Source organism: Psychrobacter sp. YGAH215, from assembly GCF_007280595.1.
Lineage (GTDB): Bacteria > Pseudomonadota > Gammaproteobacteria > Pseudomonadales > Moraxellaceae > Psychrobacter > Psychrobacter faecalis.
The window spans coordinates 90,464-108,220 of the sequence record NZ_VKLR01000007.1 but is presented as its reverse complement, the minus strand read 5'-3'; the positions used below and the strand labels follow the sequence as shown (position 1 = coordinate 108,220).

General features: G+C 44.1%; 13 protein-coding genes. 12 read left to right on the top strand and 1 reads right to left on the bottom strand.

Annotation, left to right across the window (positions count from 1 at the left end):
* Positions 1 to 731: 731 nt before the first annotated feature.
* The 10 genes from FOR85_RS04045 (at position 732) to FOR85_RS04000 (ending at position 14,637) form a co-directional block, all read left to right on the top strand.
* Positions 732 to 3,614 carry a 2-oxoglutarate dehydrogenase E1 component gene (locus tag FOR85_RS04045; protein WP_144296829.1) on the top strand — a complete coding sequence of 961 codons (2,883 nt, stop codon included), beginning with the start codon at positions 732 to 734 and terminating at the stop codon, positions 3,612 to 3,614.
* Positions 3,615 to 3,769: 155 nt separating this feature from the next.
* Positions 3,770 to 5,032, top strand: a complete 1,263-nt coding sequence (gene odhB / locus FOR85_RS04040; protein ID WP_144296828.1) for a 2-oxoglutarate dehydrogenase complex dihydrolipoyllysine-residue succinyltransferase — start codon at positions 3,770 to 3,772, stop codon at positions 5,030 to 5,032.
* Positions 5,033 to 5,134: 102 nt separating this feature from the next.
* On the top strand, positions 5,135 to 5,488 hold the full coding sequence (locus FOR85_RS04035) for a hypothetical protein (protein ID WP_144296827.1): 354 nt from the start codon (positions 5,135 to 5,137) through the stop codon (positions 5,486 to 5,488).
* A gap of 51 nt (positions 5,489 to 5,539) precedes the next feature.
* On the top strand, positions 5,540 to 6,991 hold the full coding sequence (lpdA, locus tag FOR85_RS04030) for a dihydrolipoyl dehydrogenase (RefSeq protein ID WP_144296826.1): 1,452 nt from the start codon (positions 5,540 to 5,542) through the stop codon (positions 6,989 to 6,991).
* A 179-nt stretch (positions 6,992 to 7,170) separates the two neighbouring features.
* Entirely contained in the window at positions 7,171 to 8,337 is a 1,167-nt protein-coding gene (gene sucC / locus FOR85_RS04025; RefSeq protein ID WP_068407827.1) for an ADP-forming succinate--CoA ligase subunit beta, read from the top strand.
* Positions 8,338 to 8,515: 178 nt separating this feature from the next.
* On the top strand, positions 8,516 to 9,391 hold the full coding sequence (gene sucD / locus FOR85_RS04020) for a succinate--CoA ligase subunit alpha (protein WP_144296825.1): 876 nt from the start codon (positions 8,516 to 8,518) through the stop codon (positions 9,389 to 9,391).
* A 121-nt stretch (positions 9,392 to 9,512) separates the two neighbouring features.
* Positions 9,513 to 10,559, top strand: a complete 1,047-nt coding sequence (galE, locus tag FOR85_RS04015; RefSeq protein ID WP_144296824.1) for a UDP-glucose 4-epimerase GalE — start codon at positions 9,513 to 9,515, stop codon at positions 10,557 to 10,559.
* A gap of 52 nt (positions 10,560 to 10,611) precedes the next feature.
* Positions 10,612 to 11,493 carry a UTP--glucose-1-phosphate uridylyltransferase gene (locus FOR85_RS04010; RefSeq protein ID WP_144296823.1) on the top strand — a complete coding sequence of 294 codons (882 nt, stop codon included), beginning with the start codon at positions 10,612 to 10,614 and terminating at the stop codon, positions 11,491 to 11,493.
* Positions 11,494 to 11,496: 3 nt separating this feature from the next.
* Positions 11,497 to 13,161: a glucose-6-phosphate isomerase gene (pgi, locus tag FOR85_RS04005; RefSeq protein WP_144296822.1), complete on the top strand. Its 1,665-nt coding sequence runs from the start codon at positions 11,497 to 11,499 to the stop codon at positions 13,159 to 13,161.
* 87 nt (positions 13,162 to 13,248) lie between these two features.
* Positions 13,249 to 14,637, top strand: a complete 1,389-nt coding sequence (locus tag FOR85_RS04000) for a UDP-glucose/GDP-mannose dehydrogenase family protein (protein ID WP_144296821.1) — start codon at positions 13,249 to 13,251, stop codon at positions 14,635 to 14,637.
* Positions 14,638 to 14,786: 149 nt separating this feature from the next.
* On the opposite strand, the gene FOR85_RS03995 is transcribed toward FOR85_RS04000, so the two are convergent.
* Complete coding sequence (locus tag FOR85_RS03995; RefSeq protein ID WP_144296820.1) at positions 14,787 to 16,280, bottom strand: phosphomannomutase CpsG; 1,494 nt, start codon at positions 16,278 to 16,280, stop codon at positions 14,787 to 14,789.
* Between the two features lie 155 nt (positions 16,281 to 16,435).
* Here FOR85_RS03995 and mazG point away from each other — a divergent pair, with 155 nt between their 5' ends.
* Positions 16,436 to 17,299, top strand: a complete 864-nt coding sequence (gene mazG / locus FOR85_RS03990; RefSeq protein WP_144296819.1) for a nucleoside triphosphate pyrophosphohydrolase — start codon at positions 16,436 to 16,438, stop codon at positions 17,297 to 17,299.
* Positions 17,286 to 17,687, top strand: a complete 402-nt coding sequence (locus FOR85_RS03985) for a ComEA family DNA-binding protein (protein WP_144296818.1) — start codon at positions 17,286 to 17,288, stop codon at positions 17,685 to 17,687. Before mazG ends, FOR85_RS03985 begins: the two co-directional genes overlap by 14 nt.
* Positions 17,688 to 17,757 lie beyond the last annotated feature (70 nt).

Genomic DNA, 17,757 nt, shown 5'->3' with positions numbered 1-17,757 from the left:
TAAGGCTGTATTAACAATACGTTGCTTGTATGTAAGAGGGCATGCTATATCGTGCGCATGTCTATATAATTGATTATAACCGTATATTTTCACGCAGATTCATTTAATGGTAGTGATTAACCATAAATGTTTATATCGCTCAAAATCTATAGAAATGCAAAAAGCAGGCTATAAATTTAGCTAAATTTGTTCAAATAAAAGTTAACTAGTTGCGAGGAATGATAGTTGATATTCATTTCGTAAATACCTAGTATTGAACAAACAAACTATGGCGTGGTAGGCAGGCATGTTACCCTATACATCACTATATCTTTGGCGTGATATCGCCTATATTTTTCTACCATAGCAAGCCACTTCAGCGAAAATAGCCAATTAAAAGGCTAACTGAAGACAAAATTTTTTGAGTAAAACCATGCTATTAATAATTTAGTTATAGTTGCAAGCATTATATATAAATTAATGTTGTCAAACGAGCCACTAAAGAAAACCGACCGTTCACAAATAATTTTAATAGTAAGCGTGGTATTGCAATTATCTTTTTTATAACGACATAGCTTGGGTACGATGTTTTTAATTGACCAGAAGCGGTAACTTATAGATATGGTTAATAAAAAGATAATGTTAAGACAAGTTTTAACGGTAAAAAGCGACGATTGATGTCGCTAACCTATAACGAACAACACAATAATAAGCACGATTCCATTCATTTATCTATCAAATAGACGATTATTATGAATAGTATAACTAAAGAAACTGCGAGCCTAGATCATACTGAACTGGCTGCCGACAATGCTCAATATATCGAAGCGCTCTATGAGCAATATCTAGATGATCCTAGTAGCGTTGATAACGATTGGCAGGCGTATTTTGAACAATACAAGACGCCAAATGATGCCAAGCACAATGCTATTAAAGATCAGTTTTTGTTGCTTGCGCGCAATCAAACGGCGAACAAAGTAAATACTGACACCTCTGGCTCACAAGCTGGCGATTCAAATTGTGCTGACCCAAAACAAATGGGCGTGCAGCAGCTGATTTCAGCCTATCGCCGCCGTGGTCATCGCCGCGCTAAGCTTGACCCATTAGATTTGCATCCACGTGCAGAAGTGGAAGATTTAACCCTTGCTTATCACAATCTTTCTGAAGCCGACCTTGATACCGTATTCCCAACCAATGATTTAAATATTGGTAAAGATGAAGCGACGCTACGTGAAATCATCGAGATCATGGAGCGCGTCTACTGCCGTCATATCGGTACGGAATATATGCACGTGACCACCAGCACCGAAAAGCGCTGGATGGAAAAATACCTAGAAACCAATCTGGGTTATATCGAGTTTGATAAAGAAAAACGTCTCTCAATCCTTGAGCGTTTAACCGCTGCCGAAGGCTTAGAAAAATATTTGGCTCGTAAATATACGGGTGTTAAGCGCTTTGGTCTAGAAGGTGGTGAGAGCTTTATTCCTGCTATCAATGAAATCATCCAACGTGCTGGCGGTTATGGTACTAAAGAGATGGTTATTGGTATGGCTCACCGTGGTCGTTTAAACCTATTGGTTAATATCTTGGGTAAAAACCCTGCCGATTTGTTTGATGAGTTCGATGGTAAAGTACAGCCGGAAAAAGGCTCAGGTGACGTTAAATATCATAATGGTTTTTCATCGAACGTGATGACACCGGGCGGTGAGGCGCATTTGGCATTGGCGTTTAACCCATCGCACCTTGAGATTGTCGCACCAGTATTGCAAGGTTCGGTACGCGCGCGTCAAGTTCGCCGTAATGACCAACCACTACAAGATAATAAAACAGGCAACTCTGTACTACCGATCGTTATTCATGGCGATGCGGCTTTTGCAGGTCAAGGTGTGGTTCAAGAAACCTTCCAGATGTCACAGACGCGTGGTTATACCACGGGCGGTACAGTACATATTGTTATTAATAACCAAATTGGTTTTACCACCAGCCGTCAAGAAGATGCACGCTCGACTGAGTATTGTACTGATGTTGCAAAAATGGTGCACGCGCCTATCTTGCACGTAAACGGTGACGATCCTGAATCAGTAGTTTTCGCGGCACAATTGGCATTAGATTACCGTCATGAGTTTGGCAAAGACATCATCATTGACTTGTTTTGCTATCGCCGTAACGGTCATAACGAAGCCGATGAGCCATCAGCGACTCAGCCACTCATGTACGCAGTGATTAAAAAATTACCAACCACTCGCACTATCTACGCACAGCAACTGATCAAAGCCGGCGTGTTAAGCGAGAGTGAAGCTCAAAAGTACGAAGATGAATATCGTGAGTCGTTGGACCGCGGTGAATACGTTGCCAGCTCTCTAGTGAGTCAGCCTAACGAAGAGCTCTTCGTTGATTGGAAGCCTTACTTAGGCCATGATTTGGTTGACGATTGGGATACCAGCGTCGATATCGAAGTGCTAAAAGGCTATGGTCGCCGTATGGCAGAAATGCCAGAAGGTTACAAGCTACAACGCCAAGTACAAAAAATGGTCGAACAGCGCCTAGCTATGCAAACTGGCGAAGAGCCACTTAACTGGGGCGCTGCTGAAACACTTGCTTATGCGTCATTAGTCGATCATGACAATGTCTTGGTACGTATCACTGGCGAAGATGTGGGTCGTGGTACGTTCTCGCATCGCCACAGTGAAATCTATAACGTCAACGATGGCAGCATGTATGTGCCGCTTGCGCATATCAGTGAGACGCAAGCACGCTTTGCTACTTACAACTCACTGTTATCAGAAGAAGCGGTACTAGCCTTCGAATATGGTTACGCAACGACCGTGCCGAATGCGCTAATCGTTTGGGAAGCACAGTTTGGTGACTTCGTGAACGGTGCACAAGTGGTGATTGACCAATTTATCTCAAGTGGTGAGACTAAGTGGCAGCGCGTTTGTGGTTTAACCATGTTATTACCACATGGCTTTGAAGGTCAAGGCCCTGAGCATTCATCTGCTCGCCTAGAGCGCTTCTTGCAGTTATGTGCTGAAGACAACATGCAAGTAATTACGCCAACGACACCAGCGCAAATCTATCATGCCCTACGTCGTCAAGCGGTACGTCCGATTCGTAAGCCATTAATCGTCATGTCACCGAAGAGTTTACTACGTCATAAATTGGCAACTTCAACCCTAGAAGAGCTGGCGAACGGCAAGTTTGAGACAGTATTGCCAGAGATCGATCAGCAAAATGCCGACAACGTAACGCGTATGGTGCTGTGCGGCGGTAAAGTTTACTATGACTTATTAGAACAACGCCGTGCGCTAGGTTTAGATCACGTAGCGATTGTGCGTATCGAGCAGCTATACCCATTACCAGAAGAGCGTTTGATTGCTGAGATTGAAAAATATAGTAACTTAGCTGAGATTGTTTGGACGCAAGAAGAGCCACTTAACCAAGGTGCTTGGTACTATTTAGCGCCGCATATGTTCCGCATTGTTGTGCCGCATCCAACCAAGGCAAAAGTCATGGAGCCAGTTGCGCGTCCTGCTAGTGCGGCGCCAGCGACAGGATCTCCAAAACTACATGCTCAGCAGCAGCAAGCGCTTATTGCTGGTGGTCTTGGTATCAGTGTGGATGAGCTATCTAAATAGTAGTTGGCTTAAGCAACAGATTATATAAGATACACGAATCAGGCGATAACAGTCCGTACCGCTATTACCATTAAAGTAAGACGATTGAGAATGGTATTGACTGCCTATCACGACTTAATAATAAAGAGTAATATCAATATCTAAGGAGTATATCGATGGCTGAAATCAAAGCCCCCGTTTTTCCAGAATCGGTTGCCGATGGCACCCTCGTGGAATGGCATGTCACTGAAGGTCAAGAAGTTAGCCGCGACGACTTATTGGCTGAAATCGAAACTGATAAAGTAGTATTAGAAGTGGTTGCACCTGATAACGGTGTGGTTACCAAAATCGTTAAGCAAGTTGACGATACAGTTTTGTCAGACGAGCTAATCGCCGAGTTTGAAGCTGGTGCTAGCGGTAGTTCTGCTGGTGGTAGCAGCGATAGCGCGGATGAGCCTGCAGTTGACCCAGACCAACCAGCAGCGCCAGTACAGCCGAAACAAGCTACCGATGGCGGTGAGCCAGTCCAAGCCACAGATAAAAAAGACGAAGCGGATCATAAAGACCAAAGCCCTGCGGTACGAAAAGCGGCGAAAGAATCTGGCGTTGATCCTAAAAACGTCGAAGGTAGTGGCCGCGGTGGTCGTGTAACCAAAACCGACATGGCAAACCCAACGCTAAAAGCTGATAGCTCTATCAAATCTGATAGCGGTCGTCCAGTTGCTGAATCAACCGGTGAGCGTACTGAAAAACGCGTACCAATGACGCGTTTACGTAAGACAGTTGCTAACCGTCTACTGGCTGCCTCACAAGAAACAGCGATGCTAACCACGTTTAACGAAGTCAACATGAAACCGTTGATGGATATGCGTGCTAAGTATAAAGAGCAATTTGAAAAGCGTCATGGCGTACGTCTAGGTTTTATGTCATTGTTTATTAAAGCGGCGACTGAAGCACTAAAACGCTTCCCAGCGGTTAACGCGTCACTAGACGGCGATGACATCGTTTATCACGGCTACTATGATATCGGTGTTGCCGTATCTTCAGATCGTGGCTTGGTGGTTCCTGTATTGCGTGATACCGACCGCATGAGCATGTCTGATGTTGAAGCTAAGATTCGTGAGTTTGGTGGTAAAGCACAACAAGGTAAACTTGGTCTTGATGATATGACTGGCGGTACGTTCACCATTTCAAACGGCGGCGTCTTTGGTTCACTCATGTCAACGCCTATCTTGAATCCACCACAAACTGCTATCTTAGGTATGCACGCTATCAACGACCGCCCAATGGCAGTCGACGGTAAAGTTGAAATTTTACCAATGATGTACCTAGCACTATCATATGATCACCGTATGATTGACGGCAAAGAAGCGGTACAGTTCTTAGTTACTATCAAAGAGTTGGTCGAAGATCCAACCATGCTACTCCTAGACCTGTAAGCTTTTAAGCTTGTATCGGTAACCACTGATACAAGCTTTTTTTCAACCAATAGATAATATTTTTCTGTATTCATAGTGTTGCGTGTGTAATAAGGAGTAGGAATGCTTTTTTCTAATGCCATCAACGGATTGCCAAATACCGATTTGACCGACGAGCAAATGACTGAGTTACATACTGGAATAAAAGGTTTAGATAGTTTTTTTAACGAAAATTATGAAGAAGGCGATAAATTCTCTAATGCCTTTTGGGATAAGTTCTCAATATTGATTAATAAATATGGTTTTGATATAGATACGCAAGAAACTATACTTGATAGATTATATGAAGTAGAAGAACTCAAAAATTTTGCGATGAATATGATAATAACTATTAGAAATATATCAGGTGAAAGTGATTTTTGTGAATACACTTATGAACAAATGTTATCCGATATGCAAGACGATTATGACTCTTAAATGAGACTGTTTATAACAAATTAAAGTTCACATGTTTAGAAGGAACGTACTATGAAAGACAATTATGACCTAGTCATCATCGGCGGCGGTCCTGGTGGTTATGAAGCCGCTATCCGTGCAGGCCAGTTAGGTATGAGCGTTGCTTGTATCGAAAAACGTGTTTATAAAGGCGAGCCCGCACTCGGTGGTACTTGCTTAAACGTCGGTTGTATCCCATCAAAAGCCTTACTTGATTCATCACATCGTTATGAAGCGACCAAGCATGACCTTGCTGAGCATGGTATCAGCACCGGTGACGTTGCTATCGATATCGAGCAAATGATTGGCCGTAAAGAAGCTATCGTTAAGCAATTGACTGGCGGCGTGGCAGCATTGCTAAAAGGCAATGGCGTTGACTGGCTACAAGGCTGGGGCACATTAGAAGACGGGAAAGGAGCGGATAAAAAAGTTAAATTTACTGCTCTAGAAGACGACAGTGAAACGACTATTACCGCCAAAAACGTCATTCTTGCAGCAGGTTCGGTGCCTATCGATATTCCTGTGGCAAAAACTGACGGCGACCGTATTGTTGATTCTACTGGCGCGCTTGATTTCACCGAAGTACCAAAGCGTTTAGGCGTCATTGGCGCAGGCGTCATTGGTCTTGAGCTAGGTTCAGTATGGCGCCGCTTGGGCGCAGAAGTGGTTGTCTATGAAGCGCTACCAAGCTTCCTAGCAGCGGCTGACAAAGACATTGCTAAAGAAGCGGGTAAAATGCTGAAAAAGCAAGGTCTTGATATCCGCGTTGATACCAAAGTAATCAATGCTGAAGTGAAAGGCGATCAAGTTGTCGTGACCAGCGAAGCAAAAGGTGAAGCCTCGGATGAAAGCTTTGATAAACTGATTGTTTGTGTTGGTCGCCGTGCCTACTCTGAAAAACTATTGGGCGCAGACAGTGGTATCACGTTGACTGAGCGCGGTCTTATCGATGTCGATGACCAGTGTAAAACCAACCTTGACGGCGTTTATGCAATCGGTGACTTGGTTCGTGGCCCTATGCTTGCGCATAAAGCGATGGAAGAAGGCATGATGGCGGTTGAGCGCATTCATGGTGAAAAAGCACAAGTTAACTATGACACCATTATCAACGTCATTTATACCCATCCAGAAATTGCATGGGTTGGTTTGACCGAGCAAGAAGCGACTGAAGCGGGTTATGAAGTCAAAACTGGTTCATTTAACCTAGCAGCTAACGGTCGTGCGCTTGCACAAAGTGAAGCACAAGGCTCTATCAAAGTTGTTGCTGATGCTAAAACAGATCGTTTGTTAGGTATGCATGCCATTTCTGCTGGTGCGGGCGATATTGTCCATCAAGGTATGATTGCGATGGAATTTGTATCTAGTATCGAAGATTTGCAGTTGATGACATTTGCGCATCCAACCATTTCTGAAGCGGTTCATGAAGCCGCTTTATCAGCAGATGGCCGTGCGATTCATGCCATACAGCGTAAAAAACGTAAATAGTTTTTGAGATTAACTTGCTTAAAATGAAAAGCATTTGAGTCAATATCAAGTTTAACCGGATGGTGCGGCCGCTATCACTATTATGATAACGGTCACCGCCATCATAAGTGTGGCAGCGTTATTCTGCCTTGCACTTGTTTTCACTTTTTATTAATTGTAAAAAATAAAGGATACAATCAATGAATTTACATGAGTATCAAGCAAAAGAGCTATTAAAAAGCTACGGTTTGCCCATTCAAGAAGGCATCATCGCCCATAATGGCGACGAAGCTGCTGCTGCTTTTGATAAGACGCCTACTGATATTGCGGTTATTAAAGCGCAGGTTCATGCTGGTGGCCGTGGTAAAGCGGGCGGTGTGAAGCTCGTTAAAACTCGCGAAGAAGCAAAGCAAGTTGCTGAAGAGCTTATCGGTACCAATCTGGTTACATTCCAGACTGACGCAGAAGGCCAACCAGTTAACTTCGTATTGGTTGCAGAAGATATGTACCCAGTACAAACTGAGCTATATCTTGGTGCAGTTGTAGACCGTTCTACGCGTCGCGTCACTTTTATGGCATCAACCGAAGGCGGCGTTGATATCGAAGAAGTCGCAAGCGAAACTCCAGAAAAAATCTTTAAAGTAAGCGTTGATCCATTAGTTGGTTTAATGCCTTACCAAGCACGTGAAGTGGCATTTAAACTGGGTCTTGAAGGCAAGCAAATCAACCAGTTTGTAAAATTGATGAGCGGCGCTTATCAAGCATTCGTTGACAATGATTTTGCATTATTAGAAATCAATCCATTAGCGGTTCGCGAAAATGGCGAAATCGTTTGTGTTGATGGCAAAATCGGTATTGACTCAAACGCTTTATATCGCCTGCCTAAAATTGCAGCACTACAAGATAAAACGCAAGAAAACGAGCGCGAGCTTAAAGCCGCTGAATTTGACCTAAACTATGTTGCCCTAGAAGGTAACATCGGTTGTATGGTAAACGGTGCTGGTCTTGCGATGGCGACCATGGACATTATCAAATTGTACGGCGGCAAACCTGCTAACTTCTTGGACGTTGGCGGCGGTGCAACCAAAGATCGCGTTGTTGAAGCGTTCAAAATCATTCTAGAAGACAGCAGTGTTGAAGGCGTTCTAATCAACATCTTCGGCGGTATCGTACGTTGTGACATGATTGCCGAAGCGATTATCGAAGCAGTTAAAGAAGTGAACGTAAAAGTGCCTGTCGTTGTCCGTCTAGAAGGTAATAACGCTGAAAAAGGTGCTGAGCTACTAGAGCAATCTGATGTGAAAATCATTTCAGCTCAAGGCCTAGCAGATGCGGCGCAAAAAATTGTCGATGCGGTTAAAGCATAAGCCTTTAATATAAGTCGTGCGGTTAAGCGCTGTTTTATTCATAACTCGCTTAACCAGACGCTTAAGCATTATAGTCACAGCGTGATGGCAGTTTTTAGCAAAAGCATAAATCGTTAACATTTAACGATAAGTGAGCGAGAAAACTGCTATTGCAAGACAACCGAATAAGGAAAAAATAATGAGTGTATTAATTGATAAAGATACCAAAGTATTGGTACAAGGTTTTACTGGTAAGAACGGTACATTCCACTCTGAACAAGCAATTGAGTACGGCACTAAAGTAGTTGGCGGCGTAACCCCAGGTAAAGGCGGTCAAACGCACCTAGGTTTGCCAGTCTTTAACACCATGGCAGAAGCCATGGAAATGACCCAAGCTGACGCTTCAGTTATCTACGTACCAGCTCCATTTGTATTAGATTCTATCGTTGAAGCAGTCGATGCGGGCGTAAAATTGATCGTCGTAATCACTGAAGGTGTACCGACTATCGATATGCTAAAAGCCAAGCGTTATATCGAAGAAGCAGGCGATGTACGTATGGTTGGTCCAAACTGCCCAGGCGTTATCACTCCAGGTCAGTGCAAAATCGGTATCATGCCAGGCCATATCCATTTGCCAGGTAAAGTGGGTATCATTTCACGCTCTGGTACGTTGACTTATGAAGCGGTTGCCCAAACCACTAAGCTTGGCTTTGGTCAGTCTACTTGTATCGGTATCGGCGGCGACCCTATCCCAGGTATGAACCAAATCGATGCGCTAAAACTGTTCCAAGACGATCCACAAACCGAAGCCATCGTATTAATCGGTGAGATTGGTGGTACAGCTGAAGAAGAAGCGGCGGCTTATATCAAAGAGCACGTAACCAAGCCAGTGGTTGGTTATATTGCTGGTGTGACTGCACCTGCTGGTAAGCGTATGGGCCATGCTGGCGCGATTATCTCCGGTGGTCAAGGTACTGCTGAAGAGAAATTTAAAGCCTTTGAAGACGCTGGTATTGCTTATACCCGTGATCCATCAAAAATCGGTGATAAGTTAAAAGAAGTTACCGGTTGGTAATTTAGGTATTAATAGCTAGTCTAATACCAAAACATCGTTGAAAAAAAACAAAGGCACTCCTACAATGGGGTGTCTTTTTTTATTCTAAAAATAACTTTCCTTTGATTAAAATGTAGCAATTATGAAAAATAAGATATTGGTAACCGGTGGTGCCGGATATATCGGCTCACACACTTGTATAGCTTTACACGAAGCAGGCTATGATATTGTGGTCTACGACAATTTGTCTAATAGTAACCGCGAGGCCATTGAGCGCGTATCCAAGCTCATTGATCAACCCATCGAGTTTGTTGAAGGCGATATTCGTGATATTGATCTACTCAAACAGGTCTTTGCCGAGCATCAGTTCTTTGGTGTGATTCATTTTGCGGGACTAAAAGCCGTTGGAGAATCGGTGGCCAAGCCATTGCTGTATTATAATAATAATGTCAGTGGCACCATTGCTTTATTGGAAGTTATGAGAGAAGCCGATGTTAAGAATTTGGTTTTTTCATCTTCTGCGACCGTCTATGGAGATCCTGAATCCTTGCCCATCAATGAGGAATCAAAGCGTTCTTGCACCAATCCTTATGGTCAGAGCAAACTGATGGTCGAGCATATTTTAGAGGACTTAGCGGCAACCGATGATGGCTGGAATCTTATTCCACTTAGGTACTTCAATCCCGTAGGTGCGCACCCATCTGGGCAAATTGGCGAAGATCCAAATGATATTCCTAATAATTTAATGCCTTATATTTCACAAGTCGCCGTTGGCAAGCTTGAAAAACTTAGTATTTTTGGCAATGACTATCTTACTGTCGATGGTACGGGGGTACGCGATTTTATCCATGTCACTGATCTTGCCCAAGGTCATGTAGCAGCGCTTAACTACTTACAGAAACAAGTAGGTCGAGATAAATACAGCTCAATAGGTTTTTTACCCATTAATCTAGGAACAGGTAAAGGAACGTCTGTTTTAGAATTGGTCACGGCTTTTTCTGAAGTATCAGGCCAAAATATTCCTTACCAGTTTTCTGCTCGGCGCGCTGGAGATATTGCCAGCTGCTATGCCAGCGCTGATAAAGCCAAAGATTTGCTAGGTTGGGATGCCACACTATCTATCACTGAGATGTGTCAAGATACGTGGCGTTGGCAAAGTAAAAACCCGAATGGCTATCATAGCGCTTAACATTGATTAGGCATGTTTCTTATTTCACACTCTTAAATACAGTCTAAAAATTATGAAAAAAATTACTCACGCTGTTATTCCTGTCGCAGGTTTTGGTACACGTATGCTGCCGTTATCGAAATCAGTGCCAAAAGAGCTGCTACCACTTGGTAATCGTCCCGCTATTCATTATGTCGTTGAAGAAGCCATTGCTGCGGGTATCAAACATATCGTTTTGGTCGGTCATGCACAAAAAAGCGCCATCGAAAACTACTTTGATATCAATGCTGAATTGGATAATCAATTGCGTGCTAAAGGTAAAGACGCGTTAGCCGATAGCTTAACTTGGTTACCCGAGGATGTAACGGTGTCTATGATACGCCAAGGCAAACCGCTAGGGTTGGGACACGCGGTATTGGCGGCGCGTCCAATCATCGGCGAGCATGACTTTGCTGTACTGCTGCCAGATGTGGTGCTCGATCCATTTAACACCGATATAACGACTGATAATTTGGCGTTTATGATTGAAGCCTTTGCCAAAGACACGCATTCGCAAATATTGGTCAATAACGTAGCAGATGAAGATGTGCATAAATACGGTATTGCCCAATTATACGAAGCATTTAATCAAGCGCATGAAATCGAGCAAGCTGATAAAAACGCAAGCTTTAAAGTTGCCGGTTTTGTCGAAAAGCCCAACTTAGCGGATGCCCCTTCAAAATTGGCCGTTGTCGGTCGTTATGTATTTAGCAATCATATATTTGATTATCTGGCCAATACTAGAGCGTCGGTTGGTGGCGAGATTCAACTGACTGATGCCATTGACGCCTTGATTAGCAAATATGGCGTTAATGTGACGACCATGCGCGGCGATAGTTATGACGCAGGCGATATGTGCTCGTATATGCAAGCGTTTATCTATTTTGCCGAGCAGCAGTTAAGGGATGATAAATAGCTAATGGATGAGATAAATAATAAAGGCTATAAAAGTGCCCGCCACTCTAAGTATTGGCAGCATTTAGCCAAGTTAGCGGAGCAGCCGTGGGCGCTTGCCCCATTGTTCGCGCAAGATAATGAGCGGACGTCTCGCTTTAGCACGCAAGCGGGCGCGCTATATATGGATTATAGCAAGCAGTGTATTAGTGATGCGGTGCTAGAAAATTTATTAAATTTGGCGAATAGTTGCGAGTTGTCAGGCCGTATCGATGCCTTATTACAAGGGGCGATGGTTAATACCAGTGAAGAGCGAGCAGCGCTGCATACCGCTCTACGCTTGCCAGCTACAGAACAGCTGCAAGTTGGCACGCAAAATGTCGCCGCTGATGTACATGAGAGTTTGGCGCAGGTAGAAAGATTGTCAGAGCGGGTACGCAACGGCACGTGGCGCGGGTTCTCTGGTAAAGCAATCACTGATGTGGTTAATATTGGCGTTGGCGGCTCAGATTTAGGCCCACTGATGGCGACCACCGCGCTTGATGAATGGGCAGATACTGCTATTGAGGTGCATTTTGTCTCTAACATGGATGGCACGCAGCTTGATAATTTGCTCAAGCACTTAAATCCTGAAACCACTTTATTTATTATCTCCTCCAAATCTTTTGGCACCGTTGATACGCTATCCAATGCCAAGACCGCACTGTCATGGTTACTCGCTACGGCAAAATTACGCGCTGGCACGGAAGAAAGCGTCTTGCGCCGTCATTTTATCGGCGTATCGGCCAATTGTGAAAAAATGACTGCCTGGGGCATTCACCCTGAGCATCAATTGCAGCTGTGGGAATGGGTTGGCGGTCGTTTTTCATTGTGGTCGGCGATTGGACTTGCTATCGCTATTCGTATTGGCATAAATGGTTTTAAAGAGCTGCTAGCCGGCGCCCATAATATGGATGAGCATTTCGCCCAAGCAGACTTTTCTGAGAATCTGCCAGTATTATTAGGTTTGCTCGCCGTTTGGAACAGTACCTTTTTACAAGTCAATGCGCATACCGTGCTGCCTTATGATGGACGTTTGGAGTATTTGCCAAGCTACTTGACCCAGCTTGAGATGGAAAGTAATGGTAAATCGGTGACGCAGCATGGCGAGCGTCTTGATTATGATACGTGTCCAATTTTGTGGGGCGAGATTGGCTCCAATGCGCAGCATGCTTTTTATCAGCTTCTGCATCAAGGGACGCAGCAGGTCTCTTGTGACTTTATTGCGTGCGTGCGCCGTTATAGTGATGATGCGACAAATGAATCGCTACAGCAGCAGCATGAATTGTCTTTGGCAAACTGTTTGGCGCAGAGTCGGGTCTTGGCTTTTGGTAATGCTGCTATTGTTGATAAGGATATTGAAGCGGCTTCTGATACCGATAAATACAAATATTACCGCGGCAATCAGCCGTCAACGACGCTCCTTATCGATGAGCTGACCCCGCATAGTTTGGGGGAGTTGATAGCGCTTTATGAGCACAAGGTTTATGTCATGGCCAGCATTTGGGATATCAATCCGTTTGATCAATGGGGCGTTGAGATGGGCAAGAAAATGGCAGAGTCGGTACATACCGCCATGCAGCAAGGCGGCGATGCGCAATTTGATACCTCTACCAATCAGCTATTGCAGCATATTAAGCTGTTGTCTTAATGGCTTAAGGCTAGTAGCTAGTAGCATCATGCGACTGGCTTATCCACTTATCCACGCTGCTAACTTTGCAATATAAAAGGTAATCTTATGAGCGCTGCCGCTATAAATAAACACAAGACAGATAACGACCAATCCGCATCACATTCATTTAACCAAGCTGCTAAAAACACCAGCGTTTGCGTCCTCGTTGGTCATAGTATCGAGGCGATTACCAGTGCTGTGGTACTGGCAAGTCTCGGTCATACGGTGCATCTTTATACTGATAAAGAGGTATTGACGCAGCAATTACAACAATATGGTTTCGAGCATCATGTGCAAGCGTTATGGCAGATGTACGTGCAGCAGCAACAAATTGTCAGCTATGCTTTGCCCACTACTGCGAGTAAGCTGCTAGAGCACTATGAAACGTCGGATAATAATAATGAGAGAAAACAAGTTGCGCTATATTGGTTATTTTTAGACAGTATCCGCCCAGTATGGCAAGCAGACAGCTGGATTACGGCCTTTAATCACAGTCATCAGCAAACCTTACCGCTCATCATGAGTGGCATTAAACAGCTGGGCGCGGTTGACGCATTGTCCAAGCAGTTGCAGCGCGCTTGGGTTTATTATGTGCCATTTGTATTCTTAAAGGATGGCGATGCGTACAGCTCAATGCTAAATCCATCATTGTTATTGCTGGGTGAAAAAACACCAAATAGCCGCCATCATTTAACGATGCTACAGCCTTTAATACAGCAGGCGCGCGCTTTTCATCAAGCAGATATTGCCACTATAGAGTTTGCCCGTAGTAGTATCATGGCGATGCTTGCCACAAGGGTGAGTTTTATGAATGAGATGTCGCGCTTGGCGGATAGTCAACAGGTCGATATTCAGCAAGTTAGTCACATTATGGGACTTGATGAGCGCGTGGGCAGTAGCTACTTGCAAGCGGGCTGGGGGTTTGGTGGTAATACACTACCGACAGAGTTGGTTAAGTTGCAGCAGTCCAGTGCAGAAAAAAGCCTAGCTATGCCGTTACTACAGGCAGTCATTAATATCAACGAAGACCAAAAAGAGCTGATATTTCGCAAGTTTTGGCAGTATTTTGATGGATTTATCGACCATAAAACCGTGATGATTTGGGGCGGCAGTTATAAAGCGGGCTCGGGACGGACAGCAGAGTCGGCGATTCATCCGTTGTTAGCGCTACTCTGGTCTTATAATATCCGCACGCTGGTGTATAGTGATAAAGCCCAGACCGAGCTTGCCGAGCTTTATGGACAGCAGACGTTACTGGAATTGATTGCCAGTCCGTACCAGAAGCTTAATGAGGCACAGGCCATTTTTATCATCAGCTGGTTGCCAGAAAACAGACTAGATGTCGCTAGGCTTAATGAGCAGGCGCTGCCGATATTCGATGCGCGCAATGCGCTGTCGCGAACGCAGGTTGATGATTTGGTCGGTGACTATATAGGGATTGGTCGCGCCAAATAGAGCTCTCTAACAATTATAAAATAAGCGTAGCAGACAAGCAGCTAATGAACTGAATCTAAATAAAAGCGCCGATTAATATAAAAATTAACCGGCGCTTTTTTGTTCTTATAAGTTCAGAACGTCTTTACTTAGCATTATGATTACTTAAGTTAAGCAGGCACAGCCCCTTTACTAGCAAGCCATTGCTGAATTTCTTGGGTTTTAGTCTGTAGTAAATCTTTATCACCGCGACTTTCGATGTTTAAGCGAATTAATGGTTCAGTATTGGAAGCGCGTAAGTTAAAACGCCATTCGCCAAAGTTTAAGCTCAAACCATCGAGCATCGATTTGGTTGGCTTGTCGGCGCTAAACTTCTCTTCGATGGCGCTGATAATGGCTGGCGCATCATGAGTGGTCAAATGAAAGTTCAGCTCGCCTGAGCTTGGATAGGCTGCAATATAACCACTGACCAATTCTGACAAGGTTTTACCAGTAATCGATAATAACTCAATGGTCAGCAGCCAAGGAATCATGCCGCTATCGCAGTAGAAAAAATCGCGAAAGTAGTGATGTGCCGACATCTCGCCGCCATAAACCGCGCCAGAATCACGCATCACCTGCTTGATAAATGAGTGCCCAGATTTACTAATAACCGCCTTACCATTATGCTCATGAATGACGGCTTCGGTGTTATAAATCACTCGCGGATCATAGACGATTGACTCGCCCGCATACTTATTTAAAAAGGCTTGCGCCAGCATCCCAACGACATAGCTACCATCGATAAATTCGCCGTATTCATCGAATAAAAAGCAGCGGTCAAAATCGCCATCAAAGGCAATGCCAAGGTCGGCTTTATGTTTTAAAACAGCTTGCTGGGTGGCGGTTCTATTAGCCAAAATCATCGGATTAGGGATGCCATTTGGAAAACTACCATCAGGCGTATGGTGCAATTTAATCACTTCAATCGGTGCGCCAGCTTGTGCTAACTTTTCGATTAATAAATCAACCACTGGACCGGCGCTGCCATTGCCTGAATTTATAACCAGCTTCAGCGGTTCTAATTTATCAGTATCGATAAAAGTCATCACATGATCGATATAGGCGCTTTTATCCGTCAGTAATTGTAATGTACCTTGTTGATTATCCGTACTAAATTGCCCCGATTCTGCCAACGCTTGAATCTCTGCCAAGCCATCATCGGCGCTAATCGGTTTTGAGTGCTCTTTGACCAATTTTAAGCCATTATAGTTAATCGGATTATGACTGGCAGTTACTTCGATACCGCCCAACGCTTGATAATAACTGGTGGCAAAATACACCTCTTCTGTACCTGTCATTCCCAAATCAATCACATCGACGCCGGCATCTAGCATACCTTTGATTGTCGCTTGTTTTAACTGTTCACTTGAATGACGGATATCGCTGCCAATAACGATAGCTGGTTTTAAGTTTTTCAGTTCAGCGGTAGCATCATTATCGGCACTGTTATAACGCTCGAATAAAATTTGCGCAAAAGCACGGCCGATACGGTAGGCGATAGCTTCATCGAGATTGACACCAAGCTCGCCGCGGATATCGTAAGCTTTAAATGAATCAATGTTAATCGGTGCGAACTGGGTTTGAGTCGCATAGCTGGCATTATTGGTATCGGATGTGGGCATAACGATAAAATCCTTGCGTTTAAGCAGTGAGATGATAATTAAGTAGGTTACCCAATTATAAGCTAAACAGTGTTCAATGCTACACTAACGACAAAATCGTTATAAACTTAATAGGGTTCTATTTAATAACCAATAAAAATATAAGAGTGTTTTTTATGAAGAGCTTAGAAAATAAAATAACAGCGCCTACACCGGTACCAGGAACGCCAGAAGCAAGTGGCGAGTTGGCGGATTTATTATCCTTAATGGCACGGCTGCGAGCAGATTGTCCATGGGATAAAAAACAAAGCAACCATAGTCTCATTCCTTATGCGATTGAAGAAGCCTATGAGCTCGGCGAGGCGGTACAAGGTGATGATGATGAAGACATCAAAGGCGAGCTTGGTGATGTATTGTTGCAAGTGGTGTTTCATTGTCAGATGTACGCTGAACAAGGGCGCTTTGATATGAGTGATGTGATTACCACTTTGCAAGAAAAGCTGATTCGCCGGCACCCGCATGTATTTGAAGCAGAAACGCTACAAGATGAAGCCGCGGTAAAAGAACGTTGGGATGAGATTAAGGCGGAGGAGCAACAAGCGCGCGCCGCACGTGGCAAACCACAGCGCCGTTTGGACAATACCAAAGCAGGCAGCGCGCTCATGCAAGCGCAGGATGTACAAAAGCAGGCGTCAAAACTGGGTTTTGATTGGGAAGGCGTCAGCGGCGCCTTTGATAAACTCGATGAAGAAATTGCCGAGCTAAAGGCCGAGATTTTAGATAAGCCCCAAGTTGAAATCAAAACCAATATCAGGGAGGTTGAAAAGGAGCTTGGCGATTGCATGTTTGCGCTGGTCAATGTCGCGCGTAAACTCAACCTTGATGCTGAAACTGCAACATTAACCTGTGTGCATAAATTTAAAACACGCTTTGGTTATATAGAAGAGCAATTAGCGGCTACTGGCAAGCGTTTAGAAGATAGCGATATCAATGAGATGGATGCGTTATGGGAAGCGGCGAAACAGCATGAACGCGACTAATAAAAGCCGGTTTATTAAATGGAAGCATGCTAATTTATTTAAAAATGCCGCCGTTTTTTTAGTAGGTGTGTTTTCTGTTATTACTATATCGTTTAATCCTGCCCTTGCCGCGCCATGTTTTGATAATGCTAAAAGCGCTTATCATTATCTATTGACGCAAGAAACAGCACAAAGCCAAGCGCGCACGCAGACTAGAATTAATATCAATCGCGCCACAGAAGCCGAGCTGGTGGCATTAAACGGTATTGGCAGCAGTAAAGCACAGGCGATTATTTTATATCGCGAGATGTTTGGCGGCTTTAAAACGGTCGATGAATTAACGAAAGTCAAAGGCATCGGCGCAAAAACGGTTGAGAAAAATCGCCAGCGTTTAAGCGTACAAGATTAAGCGCTTTATTTTGTATTATTTAACCCCCACATTGACAAAATAGCATGTAAGTAAATGTCATAACACACCC